Source organism: Cupriavidus sp. P-10, assembly GCF_003402535.2.
Classification (GTDB): domain Bacteria; phylum Pseudomonadota; class Gammaproteobacteria; order Burkholderiales; family Burkholderiaceae; genus Cupriavidus.
The window spans coordinates 519,873-539,177 of sequence record NZ_AP025170.1; the positions used below are offsets into that span (position 1 = coordinate 519,873).

Below are 19,305 nucleotides of genomic sequence, written 5' to 3' on the forward strand. Positions count from 1 at the left end.
GTTGCATCAGCGCGTGCAAAGGGCGTCCCTGACAACCATCGCCGCCGTGCCATTGCCGGGCTTGCCGAGGTCGTAGTGCAGCGTGCAGGCATCGCCGCCGGCCTGGCCCCACCGCGCTGTCAGCCCGCGTACCAGCACGCGGCCTGCCTGCGCCACGGTCCCCACCGGCCTGCCGTCTCCATTGAACACCTCGGCGCCAAACGGCAGCGGCGCGTCATCTGGCAGGCGTGTGCGCAGGATTGCCGCGCGGCCGGGATTTTCGGTCTTGAAGCGCACCCGCACTACAGCGCCCGCGGTGGGCGCGACCCGCTGCAGCGTCGACTTGAGCTCGACTTCCAGCGGCAGGCCCTGCGGATCGATCTCGATTTCGTTACGCGCGAACGGCACCAGGTTCGATACCACCGCATGGCCCCACGGGTCGACGCGCAGCCCGGCGCCATTGGCGAGGCGCGCGCCCGCGGCGTCTTTGGCCTCGACCACCGCGACCGTATCGCCGAGCGTCGGCGAAAATGCCACGCCATCCGCATAGGCCACGATACCGCCGGAAATGCCTGCACCGGCCTGCGCATAGGCGGTGCTCCTGGATGCGCTGGCGGTCATCGTTGCAAACGGCGACACATAGGAGGCACTACCGCCGATGCTGTTGGCGCTGCCGGACGCGCCGCCGCTACGGCCCGCATTGAGCGAGTAGCTGAAGGCGTTGTCGCTGCCGAGCGTGCCGGTCACGGTCTCCTGCGCCGTGCCGGTGCCGTCGGAGCCACGCTCGAGGCTGGTCAGCGAGTAAGGCGCGTGTGACGACTTGCCCAGCGGCACGCCGACGGTCAGCATCACGCGCGTGTCCCACTTGCCGGTGGCGACATTCAGCTGCCGCGACGCCGACACGCCATAGGCAATGGCGCGGTAAGCATTGTTGTAGCCGGCCTGGAACTGGCTGGCAGTGCCGCTGCCCTGCCAGTAGCTCTGCACCGATCCGGTCAGGTAGAAATTGCCATAGCCGGCCGGCAAGGCCTGGTTGATGCTCAGCTGCAGCTTGCCCCGCGCGGTTGGCAGGCTTTGCAGCCGCCCCGCCTGGTCCAGCGCGAGCCAGGACATGGCATCAGCGAGGCCAAGGTAGCCGCGGCTGGAGTAGCGGTACGCCGCTACCGAAACATTGGTGTTGGTTGGTGCTACCAGCTTGCTGTAGCTCAGCCGCACGCTCTGGCCGCTGCGGTCGGGTTGCCCCTGCAGCCGGGTGCTGGCATGCGTGATGTCCGCGCCGAAAGCGCCCAGGTCGGTGTTCAGCGCAATACCGGCGGCGATTGCACCATAGCCTTGCGCGGCCACGAAGCCACCGTAGCCGGTGACCATGTTGGCGAAGCCATGCAGGTAGGTGCCCTGCAGCAGCAGCGTCGAGCCCTGCATCACGGTACTGCGGTACTGGCCCGCGGTGACGCTGTACCGGCTCTGGCCGGCGCGCAGGGCATTCACCGCGGCGGCGTACGGCATTGCCGACACGTGCACGCTGCCGTCCGCCTCGGTGACAACGACCTCGATATCGCCGCCATAGCCGGTCGGGTACAGGTCATCGATCTCGAACGGCCCCGGTGCCACCGTGGTTTCGTAGAGGATGTTGCCTTGCTGGCGGACCTGCACGCGGGCATTGCTGCGCGCGATACCGCGCACGATGGGGGCATAGCCGCGCAGCGATTCGGGATACATCCGCTCGTCGCTGGCCAGGCGCACGCCGCGAAAGCCGATGCTGTCGAACAACGTGCCGTCAGTAAAGGCATCGCCGATCACCAACTGGCTTTTCCATGGTGCAATGGCGCGCTGAAGGTTGGTCAGCACGCTCTGGTAGCGCGTGCCTTGCCGTTCGTCACGGTTCAGGCTGCCCTGGTGGCTGAAGCGCCACGGTCCCACGTTGATGCCGGCGTTCAGGCCCACATAGGCCTGCGTGGTCGACAGGCTGGATGCGTCGGAATGATAGACGTTGGCGTTGTACTGCAGGCGCGCCGCCGGTACGCCGTCGTCCCAGTTCTCCGGGCTGACGTAACCACGCGCGCGGCGCACCATCGCAGCCTGTGGCACGCTGACATCGAGCCGCTGCTCGCCGTTGTCGAAGCTCGCCGTGGCGTCGGCGACCAGAGCTGGCAGCGGCTGGCAGCCGTTGCCGTCCAGCGATGCGGCGGCCGGCAACCTGGCCAGATCGACACCGACGCGCTCCAGCAGGCTGTGATCGAAGCACGGCACCGCAGGGGCAGCGGGGTCTCCGGACTGGCGCAGCTCCACGTCGGCGCGGCCCAGCCAGATCTCGTTGACATACAACTCGGCACGGTAGTGGCCGGGCAGCGCCGGATTGCCCTTGCTGAAGCGGCTCAGGTCGGCAACGCCGCCCGCCGTGCCCTGCAGGAAGGTATCGCTGAACTCCACTTCCTGTACGGGGCGGGCACGCTGCGGGCTGGCGTCGGGTTGTCCGGCCGCGCCTGCGCCGCTGGCGAACAGGGCCAGCAGCACGGCATGAAGCGGGCGCAGGCGAAACGGGACGTGACGGGAAGGCATTGGCAGCATGGCACCGGCGTGTCGACGATGGCCGCACGCGAGCGCCGGCAGCCGGCGGCCGCCGAAAGGGCGTAACGGACCGTGGGTTGATGGGGCTAGCGGGAGCCGGAGGCGCTCAGCGGCGCGCTGAATTTGTCCCTGCCGCCGAAGTCGTTGATGCAGTGCACGCGCACGGTGGCGCCGGCAGGGTTGCGGACATTGCTGTCCAGATGGAAGGCCGCGGTGGCGCCAGGCGCAATCATGTCCGGGTCTGTCGCCTTGACAATGTGTTCGCCGGCGATGACTTCGACGGTGACCGGCGAAACGTGGTAAGGCGTGGGGTTATGCGCTACCAGGGCGGGTTTGCCGTCGCGGCTGCCAAGTTCCCAGCGCAACGCAGCAGGCGCCTCCATGGCGCTGCCCGGCAACCCGCTGGGCCGAAAAAAGAGTTTGAAACGCGAACGGAACGCCATTTGCAGCGAGTTGACACCGCTCTCATCGGCCGACGGCTTCGGCGGGACTTCGAGCACGTTGAGCCAGAACAACGACTCCTTGTCCTGCGGCAACCGCTCGCCGGTATAGAGGATGCGCAGCGTCTGGCCTTTGCCGGGATCGATGCGCGTGATGGGCGGCGTGACCGTGAAGGGCACTTCGATCGATGTGGGGCTGGGGGTTGCCGTGCCGGCATCGATCCACGCCTGCGTCAGTGCGGGAGACTGGCCTTCATTGGTCAGCTTCAGCGTGACTTCCTTGTCCGTGCCGCGATAGACCACGCGGGTGCCGCCGACGACGACCGAGGCGCTTGCGGGCAGAGCGAACGACAGCACCAGCACGGCCAGCGCGGAGGCCAGCGAATTACGTAGGGATGTGGGCAACATGTTGAGGCCTGGGAACAGACGCCACCGCGAGCCCCCTCTGCTCTCAGGGAAAGAACAGGGACGCGGTCGCGTCGGCGATCGCGTCAGGGATACGCGATGGTGTACATCACGCTGGAGTTGGCCGCACCTGCGGTTGCCTTGTCGGTCGCTACGTACTCGGCAAAGTAGGACAGGTTGGCGACGCCGCCGACCAGGTCCACCGGCAGCGAGTTCTGAACGCCGTCCGCGAAGCCGGCCTTGATCGGCGTGAAGTTGGAGTTCAGCAGCCCGATCTGCACGTTGGTCGCCGTGCCGGCACCGCTGTTCAGCACCAGGTTGCCGGTGCTGGCATCAGTGGTCGGGCCGGGTTCGAAATAGGTATGCACCGCGCCGGTATCCGCGTCGCAGTTCAGTGCGATGACGAACGGGGTGCGGCCCGCGCGGGCGCCGGCGGTTTCCAGTGTGGACGCCGACACGGTCGGCAGCGTGACCGTGAACGACTTCGCGCCGCTGCCGTTGCCGTTGATCGTGCACGAGGTGGCGGAGATGTTGCCGTTAAAGGTAATCGTGCCGTCGACGGCATGCGCGGATTGCGCAGCGAAGACGATGCTGGCGGCAAGCACCACCGGTGCGAATGCAAATTTCATATCGGGTCTCTTGATTGTGGAGGGGCATGCCGCGGCACGATTGCCACGCATGCGGGCGTTCCAAGGCAGCGTCTGCGTGACATGGGAATTGCCTTGTGAACGGGGGCCAGTGTAGGAATGCGGCGATACGCCCACGCTATGAAACTTCCGAGGAAGCTGGGTGAATGGGCTGAATCTGCCAGGGAAATTCATAGATCTGCCGGGCTGGCCGCTTGCATTTTTCGAACTGTTGGCGTAAAGCCGATTTCCGCCGGATAGGCCGCTTTTTCCCCGGGCTCGTCAATTTCCGATCCGATGTCATCACGCAGCGTTTTCCGTGCGGTGCAAACGCCGCTTCACTAACACAGGTAGACTGTGGGCGTGTGCCACGAAACGGGCCCATCCCCACGATGCCTTCGTTCCCGACAGCCACGCGCCCGAGCGGCGCCAGTCTTGCCGCAGTCAAGGCTGCCCTCCCTTCGCTTTGCCTGGCTGCGCGTCATGCCAGCGACCACCGCCCTGGCGCCATGAAGCGTGCGCTCGCGGCACTGTTGCTGGCAGGCGCTGCCGCAGCACCGGTCCTGGCCCAGCCTCCCCAGACGACCCAGACCCCGCAAGCGCCACAAGCGTCAGCACCACAAGCTTCCCCCGTCGCCCAGGGTCCGCTCTGGTTCGCGCAGGGCAGGCCCGTGCCGGAAGCCAAACTGGCGGTCGACGCGCTGGCCGGGGCGGCCGCTGACGGCCTGGATCCCCGCGACTACGATGCCGAGGCGCTGCGGCAGGCAGTGCACCAGGCGGCCACTGGCCCGGTGTTCGCGCCCGATGCCGCCGCCCGGCTGGACGCCGCGCTGACCGCCGCGATGGAGCGCATGCTGGCCGACCTGCACGGCGGGCGTATCAATCCGCGCGCCGTCCACGCCAATTTCGCGCCACAGGAAGAACGCCCGTACGACGCCGCGGCGGTGCTGCGCGAAGCGGTCTCGCAACACCGCCTGCCAGACGCCGTGCGCCAGGCCGCGCCCACCTTTCCGCTGTATGGCACGCTGCGCGAGGCGTTGGCCCGCTATCGCGAGATCGCCGCGCAGCCAGTCTGGTCCCAGCCGCTGCCGGCGCTGCCCGCCGGGAAGCTGACGCCGGGGCAGCCCTGGGCGGGCACCGCCGCGCTGACGGCGCGCCTGGCCGCGCTGGGCGACCTGCCGGCCGGCACGAAGCCGCCCGCGCGCTATGACGGCGCGCTCGTCAATGGCGTCAAGGCGTTCCAGTCACGGCATGGTCTGGAGCCCGACGGCGTGATCGGCGCGGGTACGCTGGCGCAGCTCAATCTGCCCATGGCCAGCCGGGTGCGGCAGATCGAACTGACCATGGAGCGGATGCGCTGGACCCCGCTGGACGGCCCGCGCATGATCGTGGTCAACGTGCCGGAGTTCATGCTGCGCGCCTACGAGATCCGCGATGGCAAGCTCGACATCAAGCTGGAGATGAAGGTGATCGTCGGCAAGGCGCTCGATACCCGCACGCCGTTGTTCGAGGAGGGCATGCGCTATATCGAGTTCAGCCCGTACTGGAACGTGCCGCCGTCGATCGCCAAGCGTGAGACGATTCCGCGGCTGCGGCGCGATCCGGCGTATTTCAACCGGCAGGGCTTCGAATTCGTGACCGGCGAGGGCAAGGCCGTGACCACGCTGTCAGAGGACAACCTCGACGCCGTGCTCAACGGCCGCATGCGCATCCGGCAGCGGCCCGGACCCATGAATGCGCTGGGCGACATCAAGTTCGTGTTCCCCAACAACGAGAACATCTACCTGCACCACACCCCGACGCCGCAACTGTTCAAGCGCGACCGGCGCGACTTCAGCCATGGCTGCATCCGCGTGGAATCCCCAGTGGCACTGGCGCAGTTCGTGCTGCAGGATATGACGGACTGGAACGAGGCGCGTATCCGCGAGGCGATGACACGCGGGAAGTCAAACACGGTGCGGCTGCAGCAACCGCTGCCGGTGGTGCTGGCCTATGGCACGGTCATCGCCCGGGCCGATGGTCGTGTATCCTTCCTGCCTGACATCTACGGTCACGACAAACTGCTGGACAAGGCGCTGCGGCAACGCACCGGGCGCTCCTCGCCGCCAGCCATCGCGCGCGCCGCTGCTGCCACGCAATAAGGCGCGCTCAGCACTTGCAGAGGAAGTACCATGAATGATGCGACGCGCAAGGCACGCCGCCGCTTTCTACATACCACCGGAGGCTTGGCCCTTGCCGCCGGCCTGATGCCCCTGGCGCCGCGCCAGGCGCTTGCCAGCCTGCCCGATGCGCGCTCGCTGGCGTTCGACCATACCCATACCGGCGAGCGCATCAAGCTCGTCTTTGCCCTCGGCGATAGCTTTGTTCCCGAGGCACTCACGTCGCTCAACGGTTTCCTCCGCGACCATTATTCGGGTCAGGTTGGAGTGATTGATCCACAACTGTTCGACCTGCTGTACCAGCTGCGGCGAGAGCTCGGGACCAACGAACCGTTCCAGGTCATCTCCGGCTATCGCAGTCCTGCCACCAATTCGCGCCTGCGGAATTCGCGCGGCGGCGGTGTCGCCAGGCACAGCCTGCATATGGACGGCAAGGCTATCGACATCCGCGTCGCCGGCGTGCCGCTGGGGGACCTGCGCGATGCCGCGAAGACGCTGAAGGGCGGGGGTGTCGGTTTTTACCAGGGCGAGCAATTCGTACACCTGGACACGGGCCGGGTCCGCTACTGGTAATTGCCCCGGCAGGTCGTCACAGCCGACGACCGATAGCTGTCCGGGCACGTCGATGCCCATCGCGGCGGCCTTGAACAGGTCGCCCCCGGCGCCAGCACCTCCTTCCCCGCCAGCACCTCTCTCCCCTTAGCAACTGCCGCAGGGCGATCCGCAGATCGCCGATGATCTGCTGCAGTCCCGCGCGCCGAAGGCGCCGACCCTCGTTCAACTAAGTGATATATATGAGTTAGTTGACATGGATCTTTTGCTTGCCTAAGATGGTTTCACAGGCAACCCGCAAAGACGACCCACACAGAGGAGACAACGATGATTCACGTAGTGCTGCACGACGCCAGGGACACCGTGGCGGTGGCTGTGGTGGAAGGCATCCAGGCTGGTACCAAACTCAACGCCTGGATCATGGATGAGGACAAGATCGTGACCGTGACCGCGCTGCAGCCGATCCCCATCGGCCACAAGGTGGCGCTGTGCGACATGGATCCCAACGACACCGTCTACAAGTACGGCATCGACATCGGCAAGGTAGTGGCGCCGATCAAGGCGGGCGAACACGCCCACGTCCACAACATCAAGACCAAGCGCTGGTAAGCCGCGCCCCGGTCCCCGCCACTTATCTCCCCACTCCATACCCGAGACCCAAGCCATGTCCGTGATCGATCAAAACACCACCTTCTGGGGCTACCGCCGCGACAACGGCCGCGTCGGCGTGCGCAACCACGTCATCATCCTGCCGCTGGACGACCTCTCCAATGCAGCCGCCGAGGCGGTCGCTGTCGCCATCAAGGGCACCATGGCGATTCCCCACCCGTATGGCCGCCTGCAGTTCGGGCCGGACCTGGACCTGCACTTCCGCACGCTGATCGGCGCGGGCAGCAATCCCAATGTCGCCGCCGTGGTGGTGATCGGGATCGAGGATGGCTGGACCAAGAAGGTGGTCGATGGCATCGCCAGGACCGGCAAGCCGGTGGTCGGCTTCGGCATCGAGGGCCATGGCGACCATGACACCATCATGCGGGCGTCGAAGGCGGCGAAAGAATACGTGCAGTACGCCACCGCGCTGCACCGGGTGGAATGCCCGATCAGCGAGCTGTGGGTGTCCACCAAGTGCGGCGAGTCGGATACCACGTCCGGCTGCGGCGCCAACCCGACCGTCGGCAATGCCTTCGACAAGCTGCATCCGCTCGGCACCACGCTGGTCTTCGGCGAGACCTCGGAGCTGACCGGCGGCGAGCACATCGTGGCGGCGCGCTGCGCCAACGATGAAGTGCGCCACCAGTTCATGGCCATGTTCGAGCGCTACCAGGGCATGATCGACCGCTGGAAGACCTCGGACCTGTCGGAGTCGCAGCCGACCAAGGGCAATATCGCCGGCGGCCTCACCACGATCGAAGAGAAGGCGCTGGGCAATATCCAGAAGATCGGCAAGAAATGCACGGTCGACGGCGTGCTCGACAAGGCCGAGGAGCCGACCCACCCGGGCCTGTGGTTCATGGATTCATCTTCGGCCGCGGCGGAGATGGTCACGCTGTGCGCCGCCGCCGGCTATGTGGTGCATTTCTTCCCGACCGGGCAGGGCAACGTGATCGGCAACCCGATCGTGCCGGTGATCAAGCTGTGCGCCAACCCACGCACGGTGCGGCTGATGAGCGAGCACATGGATGTCGATTGCTCCGGCCTGCTGCAGCGCGAGCTGACGCTGGACCAGACCGGCGACAAGCTGCTCGAATGCATGCTGGCCACGGTCAACGGGCGCTGGACCGCGGCGGAAGCGCTCGGCCACCGCGAGTTCGTGCTGACCCGCATCCACGAGTCGGCATGATGAAGCGCATCTGCATCAGCGAGTTCATGGACGATGCCGCGGTGCAGGCGCTGCGGGCGGGCTTCGACCTGCGGTACGAGCCGGGCTGGGTGGACCGGCGCGCCGAACTGCTCGACGCGCTGCCCGATGCGCAGGCGCTGATCGTGCGCAACCGTACGCAGGTCGACGCGGCGCTGCTGGCCGGTGCGCCTTCGCTGCGTGTGGTCGGGCGGCTCGGCGTAGGGCTCGACAATATCGATGTCGATGCCTGTCGCGAGCGCGGCATCCGCGTCATCCCCGCGGCCGGAGCCAACGCGCGCTCGGTGGCCGAGTACGTGGTCATCACCGCGGCGTCGCTACTGCGCGGCGCCTACGGCAGCAGCGCGCAAGTGGCCGCGGGGCAGTGGCCGCGCGCACGCTTGTCGGAGGGCAGGGAGGCGCTCGGCAAGACGCTGGGGCTGATCGGCTTTGGCGACATCGGCAGACAGGCCGCCGCGCTGGCGCAGGCGTTCGGCATGCAGGTGGTGGCGTTCGACCCGATGCTGGCCGCCGACGACCCGGTATGGGCCCGGACCGGCGTGCGCAGCCTCGCGCTCGACCCGCTGCTGGCGCAGGCCGATGCGGTCAGCCTGCATGTGCCGCTGGTCGCCGCCACGCGGCATCTGCTCGATACGCAACGGATCGCAGGCATGAAGCGCGGCGCCGTGCTGATCAACACCGCGCGCGGCGGCGTGGTCGACGAGGCCGCGCTGGCGCAGGCGCTGCGCGACGGGCATCTCGGCGGCGCCGCGCTCGACGTCTTCGAATGCGAGCCCTTGCCGGCAGGCAGCGTGCTCGCCGACGTGCCCAACCTGATGCTGACGCCGCATATCGGCGGCGTGACGCAGGAGGCCAATGCGCGGGTCTCGATGATGATCGCGCAACAGGTGCGGCAGACGCTGGAGGTCATGTCATGAGCCGGGTGCCGATCGCGCAGTTGGAGCGGATCGCCAATGCCGCGCTGCGGCGTGCGGGCGCGAGTGCGCTGCAAGCCGATGCGACGGCTGCGGCGCTGGTGCGCGCCGATGCGGCGGGTCTGGCCTCGCATGGCGTATCGCGGGTACCCATGTATGTCGCGCACCTGCACGCGGATCGTGTCGATGGCCGTGCCACGCCAGCGGTGCGCTCCGCGCGCGCCAGTGCCGCGCTGGTCGATGCCGGCTGCGGCTTCGCCTTCCCGGCATGCGACCTGGCGATCGCCGAGGCAATGGGCCGCGCCTACGAAACCGGTGTCGGTGTTGCGGCGGTCACCAACAGCCATCACTTCGGCGCGGCCGCGCTGCCGCTCGATGCGGTGGCGCGCGTCGGCATGGTGGGCATCGCCATGGGCAACTCGCCGGCCGCGATGCCTGCCTGGGGAGGAAGGCGCCCGCTGTTCGGCACCAATCCCATTGCCGCGGTGTTTCCGCGCCGGCGCCACGCGCCGGTCGTGATCGACCTGTCGTTGTCCGAGGTCGCGCGCGGCAAGATCATGGTGGCCGCGAAGCAGGGCAAGCCGATCCCGCTGGGCTGGGCATTGGACGAGACCGGCCAGCCGACCACCGACGCGCAGGCCGCGCTGCGCGGCTCGATGCTGCCGGCGGGCGGCGTCAAGGGCGCGATGCTGGCGTTAATGGTGGAGTTGCTGGTGACGTCGCTGGCGGGCGCCAGTTTCGGCGCCGAAGCGGATTCCTTTTTCACCGACGCCGGCAATCGGCCGCGTATCGGCCAGCTCTTCATGGTGCTGGACCCGGGCGCCTTCGCGGGCTCGGACGCCTATGCCGAACGCGTGGAAGCCTTGCTGCAAGCGATGCTGGACGATGAAGGCACGCGCCTGCCCGGCGCCCGCCGCGATACCGCGCAGGCTGACGCGCAGGCCCATGGCATAGAGATCCCGGACGCCCTGCTCAACGAGCTGCGCGAACTGGCGGGCGAGGCAGTGCAGGAGGGCCGGGCCTAGAGATTCGATTTCCACCACATTTCCACCACAAAGGCGGACCCGACACAGAACGGGCCAGCGACCACAAAACGGAGACACACCATGGTTCGAGGTTTGATTCGCACCGCGCTCAGGTACGGAGCCGGCGCGCTTGTCGCATTGTCCGCAGTATCCACGCTCACCGGTCTGGCCTCGGCGCCGGCCGCGGCACAGGGCGCGGCGCAGGCATCGGTTCCCGCCCATGACTATCCAGGCAAGCCGATCCGCTACGTGGTCCCGTTCGCGGCCGGTGGCCTGACGGACATCATGGCGCGGCAGGTCGGGCACCAGCTGGCGGAAGAGTGGAAGCGGCCCGTGGTAGTCGACAACAAGCCCGGCGGCAACGCGAACATCGGCGCCGACCAGGTCGCCAAGGCACCCGCCGACGGCTATACCTGGCTCGCGGTCACGCTGACGCATGCTTCCAATGTCACGCTGTTCCCCAAGCTGCCGTTCAGCATGCAGAAAGACCTGGTGCCGGTGGCGCGCATCGCCTCGTCGCCGATGCTGGTGGTGGTGCCGGTGAGTTCGCCGGTCAAGTCGATGAAGGACCTGGCCGCGGCGGCGCAGAAGGGCAAGCTCAATGCCGGCTCCAGCGGCAACGGTACGCCCCCGCACCTGACCCTGGCCCTGTTCGAAAGCCTGACCGGCGCCAACCTGACCCATGTGCCGTACAAGGGCGGGGCGCCGTCGATGACCGACCTGATCGGCGGCCAGATCGATGTAGTGTTTTCCAATTTCCCGGAGTCGCTGGCCTACGTGAAGGGTGGCAAGCTGCGCGCACTGGCGGTGACCACGCGTGAACGGCACCCGCTGCTGCCCGACGTGCCGACGGTGGCCGAGGCGGGCTTTCCCGACCTGATCGTCGAGAACTGGACGGGCCTGATGATGCCGGTCGCCACGCCCAAGCCGATCGTCGACAAGGTCGCCGCGTCGGTGGCGCGCATGCTCCAGTCCGACGCCATGCGCGAGCGCATCGTGGCGTCCGGATTCAGTCCGGCGCCGCAGACCAGTGGCCCCTTCGCCGAATACTTCAACGGCGAGGTGACGCGATGGGCAAGGTTGATCGAAGAGAAACACATCCGCGCCGAATAGGATCGGATAGCGCGGGCTGGCCGCGACAGGCGCCGATAGGCGCAAGTTGGCCTCCGGTATGATCTGGCTTATCTAGATGAATCGGCCCGCTCCGCGCGGCGGCGCGGGCCACCGAACAGGGATTTCAACGTGGGTGCCAGATTTGATGCGGCCAGCGCGATTGGCGGCGTCCTGTACAAGGACGTCAAGCAGGCCATTCTCTCCGCGCTGGCGGAGGGCGAGTGGAAGCCGGGTGAAGCCATTCCGTCCGAGCGCAAGCTGATCGAACGCTTTGGCGTGTCGATCGGCACGTTGCGCAAGGCGATCGACGAACTGGTGGCCGAAGGCATCATGATCCGGCACCAGGGCCGCGGCACCTTCGTCGCCACGCACCGGCAGGAGGATCACTTCTTCCGCTTCTTCCGTATCGTGCGCCAGGATGGCCATCGCGAATACCCGACCGTGCGCCTGGCCAGGTTCCGCCGCGCGAAGGCCGACAAGGACGAGGCGGCCGCGCTCGGCCTGGCGGTGGGCGAACCGGTGTTCCGCTTCATCAATGTCCTGTCGCTGGAAGGCATGCCGATGATGACCGATGCCATCACCGTGCCGGAAGCGCGCTTCAAGGGCCTGACCGAAAAGATGCTGCGCGAGCGGCCCAATACGCTCTACAACTTCTACCAGGATGCCTTCGGCATCAATATCATCCGCACCGAAGAACGGCTGCGCTCGGCGCTGGCCGACGAGGATGCCCACGAGTTGCTGGGCGTTCCCGTGGGCAGTCCGTTGCTGAAGATCCTGCGGGTGGCCTCGTCCTACCACGACGAGCGGATCGAGTACCGCGTGTCGCGCCTCGATACCAGCCGGCATGAATTCCTGTTGTCGCAGCCGTAGGGCGTGACGCTTCCGGCATCGAGAGGTGCCGGCAGCGTGCCTGGCAGTCCAAAGAAAAAAGCCGCGTCCTCTTGCGAGAGCGCGGCTTTTCAAATAGATGGTGGCGAATCAGGGACTCGAACCCCGGACCTGCGGATTATGATTCCGTCGCTCTAACCGACTGAGCTAATTCGCCAACGAAGACTGAGATTATACAGGGGCTTTCGGCACTGTCAACACCTCGTGCGAAGATTTTTGCGGGGCGCCGGTGTATGAAAAAACGGCAGGCCGGGCGGCCTGCCGTTGTGGTCACGGTTTCGTCAGACCGACCGTTCAATCGTGGGCGTAGATATCCACGTCCTTGGTTTCCCGCACGAACAGCGCACCGATCACGAAGGTGATCGCCGCGATGATGATCGGGTACCACAGGCCGTAGTAGATATTGCCGTTCTGGGCCACCAGCGCGAAAGAGATGGTGGGCAGCAGGCCGCCGAACCAGCCGTTGCCGATATGGTAGGGCAGCGACATCGAGGTGTAGCGGATGCGGGTCGGGAACAGTTCCACCAGCATGGCGGCGATCGGACCGTACACCATGGTCACGTAGATCACCAGGATGACCAGGATCACCAGCACCATGATCGTGTTCATCTGCGCCGGGTCGGCCTTGGCCGGGTACCCGGCCGAGGACATGGCGCCGCTTACCTCCTTCTTGAACGCCGCGATCTGGGCCTTGCTGGCATCGTCAAAGGCATGGCTGTTGGCAAGCTTGGCGTCGAAGGCCTTGATCTCCTTTTCGCCGATCTTGACCGTCGCCACCGTGCCGGCCGGGGCTTCCACCACCTCATAGCTGGCCGACGACTGGGCCAGGGTACGCTTGGCGATATCGCAGGAGCTGCGGAAGTCGATCTCGCGGGCGATCGGGCTGCCCTGGAACGAGCACTGCTTCGGATCCGCGGTCACCACGATCTGCGCGGTCTGCTGCGCGCGCTCCAGCGCCGGGTTGGCGTAGTGGGTCAGTGCCTTGAACAGCGGGAAGTAGGTCAGCACGGCCAGCGCGCAGCCCGCCATGATGATCCACTTGCGGCCGATCTTGTCCGACAGGGAGCCAAAGAAGATAAAGAACGGCGTGCCGATCACCAGTGCGCCGGCGATCAGCAGGTTGGCCGTCTTGGCATCGACCTTGAGCACCTGCGTCAGGAAGAACAGCGCGTAGAACTGGCCGGTGTACCAGACCACGGCCTGGCCGGCGGTCAGGCCGAGCAGGGCCAGGATCACGATCTTCAGGTTGCGCCACTGGGCGAAGGATTCGGTCAGCGGAGCCTTGGAGGTCTTGCCTTCGGCCTTCATGCGCTGGAATGCCGGCGATTCATTCATCGACAGCCGGATGTACACCGACATCCCCAGCAGCAGGATCGACAGCAGGAACGGGATGCGCCAGCCCCAGACTTCAAAGTTCGGGCCAGTCAGCTCGCGGCACAGCAGGATCACGATCAGCGACAGGAACAGGCCCAGCGTGGCCGTGGTCTGGATCCACGAGGTGTACGCCCCGCGCTTGCCGTGCGGCGCGTGCTCGGCCACGTAGGTGGCGGCACCGCCGTACTCGCCGCCGAGCGCCAGGCCCTGCAGCATGCGCAGGATGATCAGGATCACCGGGGCGGCCCAGCCGATGGTGGCAAAGCCGGGCAGCAGGCCGACGATGAAGGTCGACAGGCCCATCAGCAGGATGGTCACCAGGAAGGTGTACTTGCGCCCGATCATGTCGCCCAGGCGGCCGAACACCAGCGCGCCGAACGGCCGCACGATAAAGCCGGCGGCAAAGGCGAGCAGCGCAAAGATGAAGGCCGAGGTCGGATCCAGTCCGGCGAAGAACTGCTTGGCGATGATCGCCGCCAGCGAGCCGTACAGATAAAAGTCGTACCACTCGAACACCGTGCCCAGCGACGAGGCAAGGATCACCTTGCGCTCCTCGCGTGTCATCGGCGCGTTTTGCGCACCCCCTCCGGGTACCGCAACGTTTTGCACGTTTGCCATCTTGTCTCCTCCGTCTGGAATGGATCTCGGGCAAGGCGCGGCAACATCGCGGAAAAGCCCCGTGCCGCTGGCCGGGAGCCTGAGTTGCAGTGGATTGTGGGTGGCGAAACTTACTGCGTTCTGACAGATTTCGGCGTGCAAGTGCCAAAAATATCGGGGTATACGCTAGCCGTTTTCAGGCCTGCGCATGCTGCAATGCAGCCTGTCCTGGCCGTTTCACGGCACTGCTATGCGGCCGGCACGGCATGTCGCTATGCAGCATCGGAACCTGGGCCGCGCAAGGTACCCTGCGAAGGCAGGGGGGCGGGTGTGTCCGCTTCGTCAACGGTTTCATCGGCGCGGTTCATGCGCCAGGCATAGAGGGCGGCCATCAGCACGTAGACCACCAGCGCTCCCTGGGCGCCCACCCAGAACGAGAACGGCCAGCCGAAGAAGTCGAAGCGCAGCTCGCGCGCGAACCACGCCACCACGAAGGTGACCACGAACCAGACCGCCAGCAGCCCCGCGATCCAGCGCAGGTTGCGGTGCCAGGCCTGCCGCTGGCGCGCCTCGGCGAGATCGGGGGCGGCAGCGGGGGCGGGGGTGTCGTTCATAGTGCGGAGAGATCGGTGGGGCGGCGCAGGGTCACGCGGAAATGCGCGCCGGCCAGGCGCGGCGCCTGCTGGTAGACGTGGTCGGAAATCTGCACGTCGCCACCGTGCTGCTGCACGATCTCGCGCACGATGGCCAGGCCCAGCCCGCTGCCTTCGGTATTGGTGCCGAGCACCCGGTAGAAGCGCTCCATTACGCGTTCGCGCTCGGCCGGCGCAATGCCTGGGCCGGTGTCTTCCACGTCCAGATAGGCGAACGGCTCGAAGGCATCGGCGCTGACGCGCACCGTCGCGTGCCCGCCGCGCGGCGTGTAGCGGATGGCATTGTCGAGCAGGTTGTTGAGCATCTCCGTCAGCATCAGCCGGTTGCCGAGCACCGTCACCGGATGGTCGTCCGCTTCCAGCCCCAGGTCGATGTCGCGCGCCCAGGCTTGCGGCAGCCATTCCTTGACTACCTCGCGCGCCAGGGCACCCAGGTCCAGTTCGCCCATGCCGCCGGTGCCCGCCAGGTTTTCCATGCGCGCCAGCGACAGCAGTTGGGTGACCAGGTGCGCGGTGCGCTCTGAGCTGCCGGCGATCTGGGCCAGCGAGCGCCGCAGCTCTTCCGGCGACTGCTCGCGCTGCGCCAGCTCGGCCTGCATGCGCAGCCCCGCCAGTGGCGTCTTCATCTGGTGCGCGGCATCGGCGATAAAGCGCTTCTGCGTCTGCACCGACTGGTCCAGCTGCGCCAGCAGGTCGTTGAACGATCCCACCAGCGGCGTGATCTCCTGCGGAGCGGCGCGTTCGTCGATGGGGCTGGTGTCGCCCGGGGTGCGCGCGCGGATGCGCTGCTGGATCGCGGTCAGCGGCGCCAGCCCGCGCGAGAGCCCGAACCACACCAGCACCACCGCCAGCGGCAGGATCACGAACTGGGGCAGGATCACGCCCTTGATGATCTCGTTGGCCAGGCGCGCGCGCTTGTCGAGGGTTTCGGCCACCTGCACCAGTACCGGCTGGTTGCCGCTGACATTGCGCAGGTCGATGTAGGTGTAGGCTACCCGCACGTCGTTGCCGGCGACGCGGTCGTCGCGCAGCGATACCAGGCCGGCGTGGCCCTGGTCTTCTTCCGACGGCAGCGGCAGGTCATGGTCGCCGGCAATGTATTCGCCGCGCTTGCCGACCACCTGGTAATAGATATTGTCGGTCTCGTCCGCGCGCAGGATTTCGCGCGCCGACAGGGGCAGCTGCAGGGTGACGCGGCCGTTGACCTCGCGCAACTGCTGCGACAGCACGATGGCGCTGGCTTCCAGCGCCCGGTCGAACGGGCCGTTCGCGATCGACTTGGCCACCAGGTAGGTCACCGCGATGCTCATCGGCCAAAGCAGCAGCAGCGGCGCCAGCATCCAGTCGAGGATCTCGCCAAACAGCGAGCGCGGCGCGGGCGTGGCGGTGCTTTCCTCCAGATGCGGCAATGCGTCGGCCAGTTCCTGGTCGGCGGTGCCGGGCATGGCAGGGGACGCAGCGGCAGGGGAGGGTGGCGGCACGGCGCGGTGCGCGCGCCGCCAGCGCAGTTGCAGCAGGCTCATCTCGACGGTGGTCGCTCGGTTGCGGTCGTGCTCGCCTGCAAGGGTGAGGCTAAGGCGCGGCTCGCGTCAATGCTGCGCGGCCACGGCCGGCTGGAATTTCTCCAGGCAGTAGCCCAGGCCACGTACCGTGGCGATGCGGATGCCGCCCACCTCGATCTTCTTGCGCAGGCGGTGCACATAGACTTCGATGGCGTTGTTGCTGACTTCTTCGCCCCACTCGCACAGGTGGTCGACCAGCTGTTCCTTGGACACCAGCCGGCCGCAGCGCGTGAGCAGGATTTCCAGCAGGCCGATCTCTCGCGCCGACAGGTCGAGCATCTGCTCGTTCAGGTAGGCGATGCGGCCGACCTGGTCGAAAGCCAGCGGCCCGTGCCGCATCAGCGTGGCGCCGCCGCCGGCGCCGCGGCGCACCAGCGCGCGCACGCGGGCTTCCAGTTCGGACAGCGCGAAAGGCTTGGCCATGTAGTCGTCGGCACCCAGGTCCAGGCCCTTGACGCGTTCGTCGACGCTGTCGGCCGCGGTCAGGATCAGCACCGGCAGCATCGCGCCGCGCGCGCGCAGGCGCTTGAGCACCTCCAGGCCGGACATGCGCGGCAGGCCCAGGTCCAGGATCAGCAGGTCGAAAGTCTGGGTCGACAGGGCCGAGTCGGCACCCAGCCCGTCGGCAACATGGTCGACGGCATAACCAGAGTGACGTAACGAGCGCGTCAGCCCATCGGCCAACGTGTCGTCATCTTCGGCGATCAGAATACGCATGGTTGTCTCCACCTGGCCGGCATAGCCGGGCGCCCGCGGAACGGGCGCGATGGGGCTTGCCAAGCATACTGTTTTTTTATACAGTACCCGCACATTCCGCTGGGGCCGCCCGGGATGCTTCCTGACTGATGTTTCCCGGATGGCGGCCGCGCAGACAGCCGGGCCGGCGCTGGAGCCGGCAAAAGCCGGTGCCGCGCCACATGCGGCCTATTTATACACCATTTGATTCAAGGACGACCATGGACGACAAGAAGGCAGGTGCGGGCGTGAGCGCCGAGAAGCAGAAGGCGCTTGCCGCCGCGCTCTCCCAGATCGAGAAGCAGTTCGGCAAGGGCTCGATCATGCGCCTGGGCGACGGCGAGGTCGAAAAGGACATCCAGGTGGTCTCCACCGGTTCGCTCGGCCTGGACATCGCGCTTGGCGTCGGCGGCCTCCCGCGCGGCCGCGTGGTCGAGATCTATGGTCCGGAATCGTCGGGCAAGACCACGCTGACGCTGCAGGTCGTGGCCGAGATGCAGAAGCTGGGCGGCACCTGCGCCTTTATCGACGCCGAGCACGCGCTGGACGTCAGCTACGCCAACAAGCTGGGCGTGAACGTCGGCGACCTGCTGATCTCCCAGCCGGACACCGGCGAGCAGGCGCTGGAAATCACCGACGCGCTGGTGCGCTCGGGCTCGATCGACCTGATCGTGATCGACTCGGTGGCGGCGCTGGTGCCCAAGGCTGAAATCGAAGGCGAAATGGGCGACTCGCTGCCCGGCCTGCAGGCCCGCCTGATGAGCCAGGCGCTGCGTAAGCTGACCGGCACCATCAAGCGTACCAACTGCCTGGTGATCTTCATCAACCAGATCCGCATGAAGATCGGTGTGATGTTCGGCTCGCCGGAAACCACCACCGGCGGCAACGCGCTGAAGTTCTACGCCTCGGTGCGCCTGGATATCCGCCGCATCGGCTCGATCAAGAAGGGCGACGACGTCATCGGCAACGAGACCAAGGTCAAGGTGGTCAAGAACAAGGTCTCGCCGCCGTTCCGCGAAGCCTTCTTCGACATCCTCTACGGCCAGGGTATCTCCCGCCAGGGCGAGATCATCGACCTCGGCGTGGACGCCAAGATCGTCGAGAAGTCGGGCGCGTGGTACAGCTACAACGGCGACAAGATCGGCCAGGGCAAGGACAACGCGCGCGAATACCTGCGCGAGAACCCGGACATCGCCGAAGAGATCGAGAACAAGGTGCGAGTGGCGCTGGGTGTGGTACCGACCAACCCGGTGGCTGCGGAAGCGCTGGAAGGCTGATCGCGCCGGCGCGCAAGACGCAACACGATTGCAGCAGCCGGAAGGGGCCGGAGCATCAGCCGATGCGCCGGCCTTTTTTATTAGGGATTTTTCACCAAGCCGCCAATGGCCCCCCGCCCCCCGCTTTCCCTGAAGGCCCGCGCCGTCGGCTACCTGTCGCGCCGCGAGCACAGCCGGGCCGAGCTGGCACGCAAGCTGGCGCCCCATGCCGAGTCGCCGGAACAACTGGAGCAGTTGCTCGATGCGCTCGAGCGTGAGAACTGGCTGTCCAACCAGCGCTTTGCCGACAGCCTGGTCCATCGCCGCGGCGCCCGCTATGGCACGGCCAGGGTGATGCAGGAAGCCAAGACCCACAAGCTGGGCAGCGAACAACTGGGCGAACTGCAGGAAAGGCTGCGCGCCACCGAGACCGAACGTGCCCGCGAAGTCTGGCGCAAGCGTTTCGGCGTGCCGCCAGAGTCGCCAGAGGCCCGCGCCAAGCAGATCCGCTTCCTGGTGGCGCGTGGATTCTCGCGTGGGGTGGTCAGCAAGATCATCCAGGGCGCCGACGAAGCGTACGGCGACGACGAGTAAGCATCTG

17 protein-coding genes and 1 tRNA gene are annotated in these 19,305 nt (G+C 66.7%); 10 read left to right on the top strand and 8 right to left on the bottom strand.

Annotated features, from left to right (window positions below; all coding sequences use genetic code 11):
• Positions 1 to 6: 6 nt before the first annotated feature.
• From CTP10_RS02435 to CTP10_RS02445, 3 genes are all read right to left on the bottom strand, one after another.
• Complete coding sequence (locus tag CTP10_RS02435) at positions 7 to 2,538, bottom strand: fimbria/pilus outer membrane usher protein (protein WP_233527942.1); 2,532 nt, start codon at positions 2,536 to 2,538, stop codon at positions 7 to 9.
• Positions 2,539 to 2,633: 95 nt separating this feature from the next.
• Positions 2,634 to 3,395 (bottom strand): fimbria/pilus periplasmic chaperone, encoded by a 762-nt coding sequence (locus CTP10_RS02440; RefSeq protein ID WP_116317164.1) that lies wholly within the window; start codon positions 3,393 to 3,395, stop codon positions 2,634 to 2,636.
• 83 nt (positions 3,396 to 3,478) lie between these two features.
• Positions 3,479 to 4,021 carry a fimbrial protein gene (locus CTP10_RS02445; protein ID WP_116317165.1) on the bottom strand — a complete coding sequence of 181 codons (543 nt, stop codon included), beginning with the start codon at positions 4,019 to 4,021 and terminating at the stop codon, positions 3,479 to 3,481.
• Between the two features lie 506 nt (positions 4,022 to 4,527).
• Between CTP10_RS02445 and CTP10_RS02450 the strand changes: the two genes are divergently transcribed.
• The 8 genes from CTP10_RS02450 to CTP10_RS02485 all read left to right on the top strand — a co-directional run bounded on the left by CTP10_RS02450 (position 4,528) and on the right by CTP10_RS02485 (position 12,509).
• Positions 4,528 to 6,159 carry a L,D-transpeptidase family protein gene (locus CTP10_RS02450; protein ID WP_116317166.1) on the top strand — a complete coding sequence of 544 codons (1,632 nt, stop codon included), beginning with the start codon at positions 4,528 to 4,530 and terminating at the stop codon, positions 6,157 to 6,159.
• Between the two features lie 30 nt (positions 6,160 to 6,189).
• Positions 6,190 to 6,750, top strand: coding sequence for a YcbK family protein (locus CTP10_RS02455; protein WP_116317167.1), 561 nt, complete (start codon positions 6,190 to 6,192; stop codon positions 6,748 to 6,750).
• A 306-nt stretch (positions 6,751 to 7,056) separates the two neighbouring features.
• Entirely contained in the window at positions 7,057 to 7,338 is a 282-nt protein-coding gene (locus CTP10_RS02460; RefSeq protein ID WP_116317168.1) for a UxaA family hydrolase, read from the top strand.
• A gap of 55 nt (positions 7,339 to 7,393) precedes the next feature.
• The gene (locus tag CTP10_RS02465) at positions 7,394 to 8,569 is read left to right on the top strand and encodes a UxaA family hydrolase (RefSeq protein WP_116317169.1); all 1,176 of its coding nucleotides are present in this window, start codon (positions 7,394 to 7,396) and stop codon (positions 8,567 to 8,569) included.
• Complete coding sequence (locus CTP10_RS02470; protein ID WP_116317170.1) at positions 8,569 to 9,504, top strand: hydroxyacid dehydrogenase; 936 nt, start codon at positions 8,569 to 8,571, stop codon at positions 9,502 to 9,504. Before CTP10_RS02465 ends, CTP10_RS02470 begins: the two co-directional genes overlap by 1 nt.
• Positions 9,501 to 10,526, top strand: a complete 1,026-nt coding sequence (locus tag CTP10_RS02475) for an Ldh family oxidoreductase (protein ID WP_116317171.1) — start codon at positions 9,501 to 9,503, stop codon at positions 10,524 to 10,526. Before CTP10_RS02470 ends, CTP10_RS02475 begins: the two co-directional genes overlap by 4 nt.
• Before the next feature lie 81 nt (positions 10,527 to 10,607).
• Positions 10,608 to 11,639: a tripartite tricarboxylate transporter substrate binding protein gene (locus tag CTP10_RS02480; RefSeq protein WP_116317172.1), complete on the top strand. Its 1,032-nt coding sequence runs from the start codon at positions 10,608 to 10,610 to the stop codon at positions 11,637 to 11,639.
• Positions 11,640 to 11,768: 129 nt separating this feature from the next.
• On the top strand, positions 11,769 to 12,509 hold the full coding sequence (locus CTP10_RS02485) for a GntR family transcriptional regulator (RefSeq protein WP_116317173.1): 741 nt from the start codon (positions 11,769 to 11,771) through the stop codon (positions 12,507 to 12,509).
• Positions 12,510 to 12,607: 98 nt separating this feature from the next.
• Here CTP10_RS02485 and CTP10_RS02490 read toward each other — a convergent pair.
• The 5 genes from CTP10_RS02490 to CTP10_RS02510 form a co-directional block, all read right to left on the bottom strand.
• Positions 12,608 to 12,684: transfer RNA gene (locus tag CTP10_RS02490), tRNA-Met, on the bottom strand.
• A gap of 137 nt (positions 12,685 to 12,821) precedes the next feature.
• Positions 12,822 to 14,519, bottom strand: a complete 1,698-nt coding sequence (locus tag CTP10_RS02495; protein WP_116317174.1) for an MFS transporter — start codon at positions 14,517 to 14,519, stop codon at positions 12,822 to 12,824.
• A gap of 251 nt (positions 14,520 to 14,770) precedes the next feature.
• Positions 14,771 to 15,112, bottom strand: a complete 342-nt coding sequence (locus CTP10_RS02500; RefSeq protein ID WP_116317175.1) for a DUF4212 domain-containing protein — start codon at positions 15,110 to 15,112, stop codon at positions 14,771 to 14,773.
• On the bottom strand, positions 15,109 to 16,674 hold the full coding sequence (locus CTP10_RS02505) for a sensor histidine kinase (protein WP_116317176.1): 1,566 nt from the start codon (positions 16,672 to 16,674) through the stop codon (positions 15,109 to 15,111). The genes CTP10_RS02500 and CTP10_RS02505 overlap by 4 nt, the downstream gene beginning before the upstream one ends.
• 66 nt (positions 16,675 to 16,740) lie before the next feature.
• The gene (locus CTP10_RS02510; protein ID WP_116317177.1) at positions 16,741 to 17,430 is read right to left on the bottom strand and encodes a response regulator transcription factor; all 690 of its coding nucleotides are present in this window, start codon (positions 17,428 to 17,430) and stop codon (positions 16,741 to 16,743) included.
• Positions 17,431 to 17,669: 239 nt separating this feature from the next.
• Here CTP10_RS02510 and recA point away from each other — a divergent pair, with 239 nt between their 5' ends.
• Both recA and recX read left to right on the top strand, forming a co-directional pair.
• Positions 17,670 to 18,725, top strand: a complete 1,056-nt coding sequence (recA, locus tag CTP10_RS02515) for a recombinase RecA (protein WP_116317178.1) — start codon at positions 17,670 to 17,672, stop codon at positions 18,723 to 18,725.
• Between the two features lie 105 nt (positions 18,726 to 18,830).
• Positions 18,831 to 19,298, top strand: coding sequence for a recombination regulator RecX (gene recX, locus CTP10_RS02520; protein WP_116317179.1), 468 nt, complete (start codon positions 18,831 to 18,833; stop codon positions 19,296 to 19,298).
• Positions 19,299 to 19,305 lie beyond the last annotated feature (7 nt).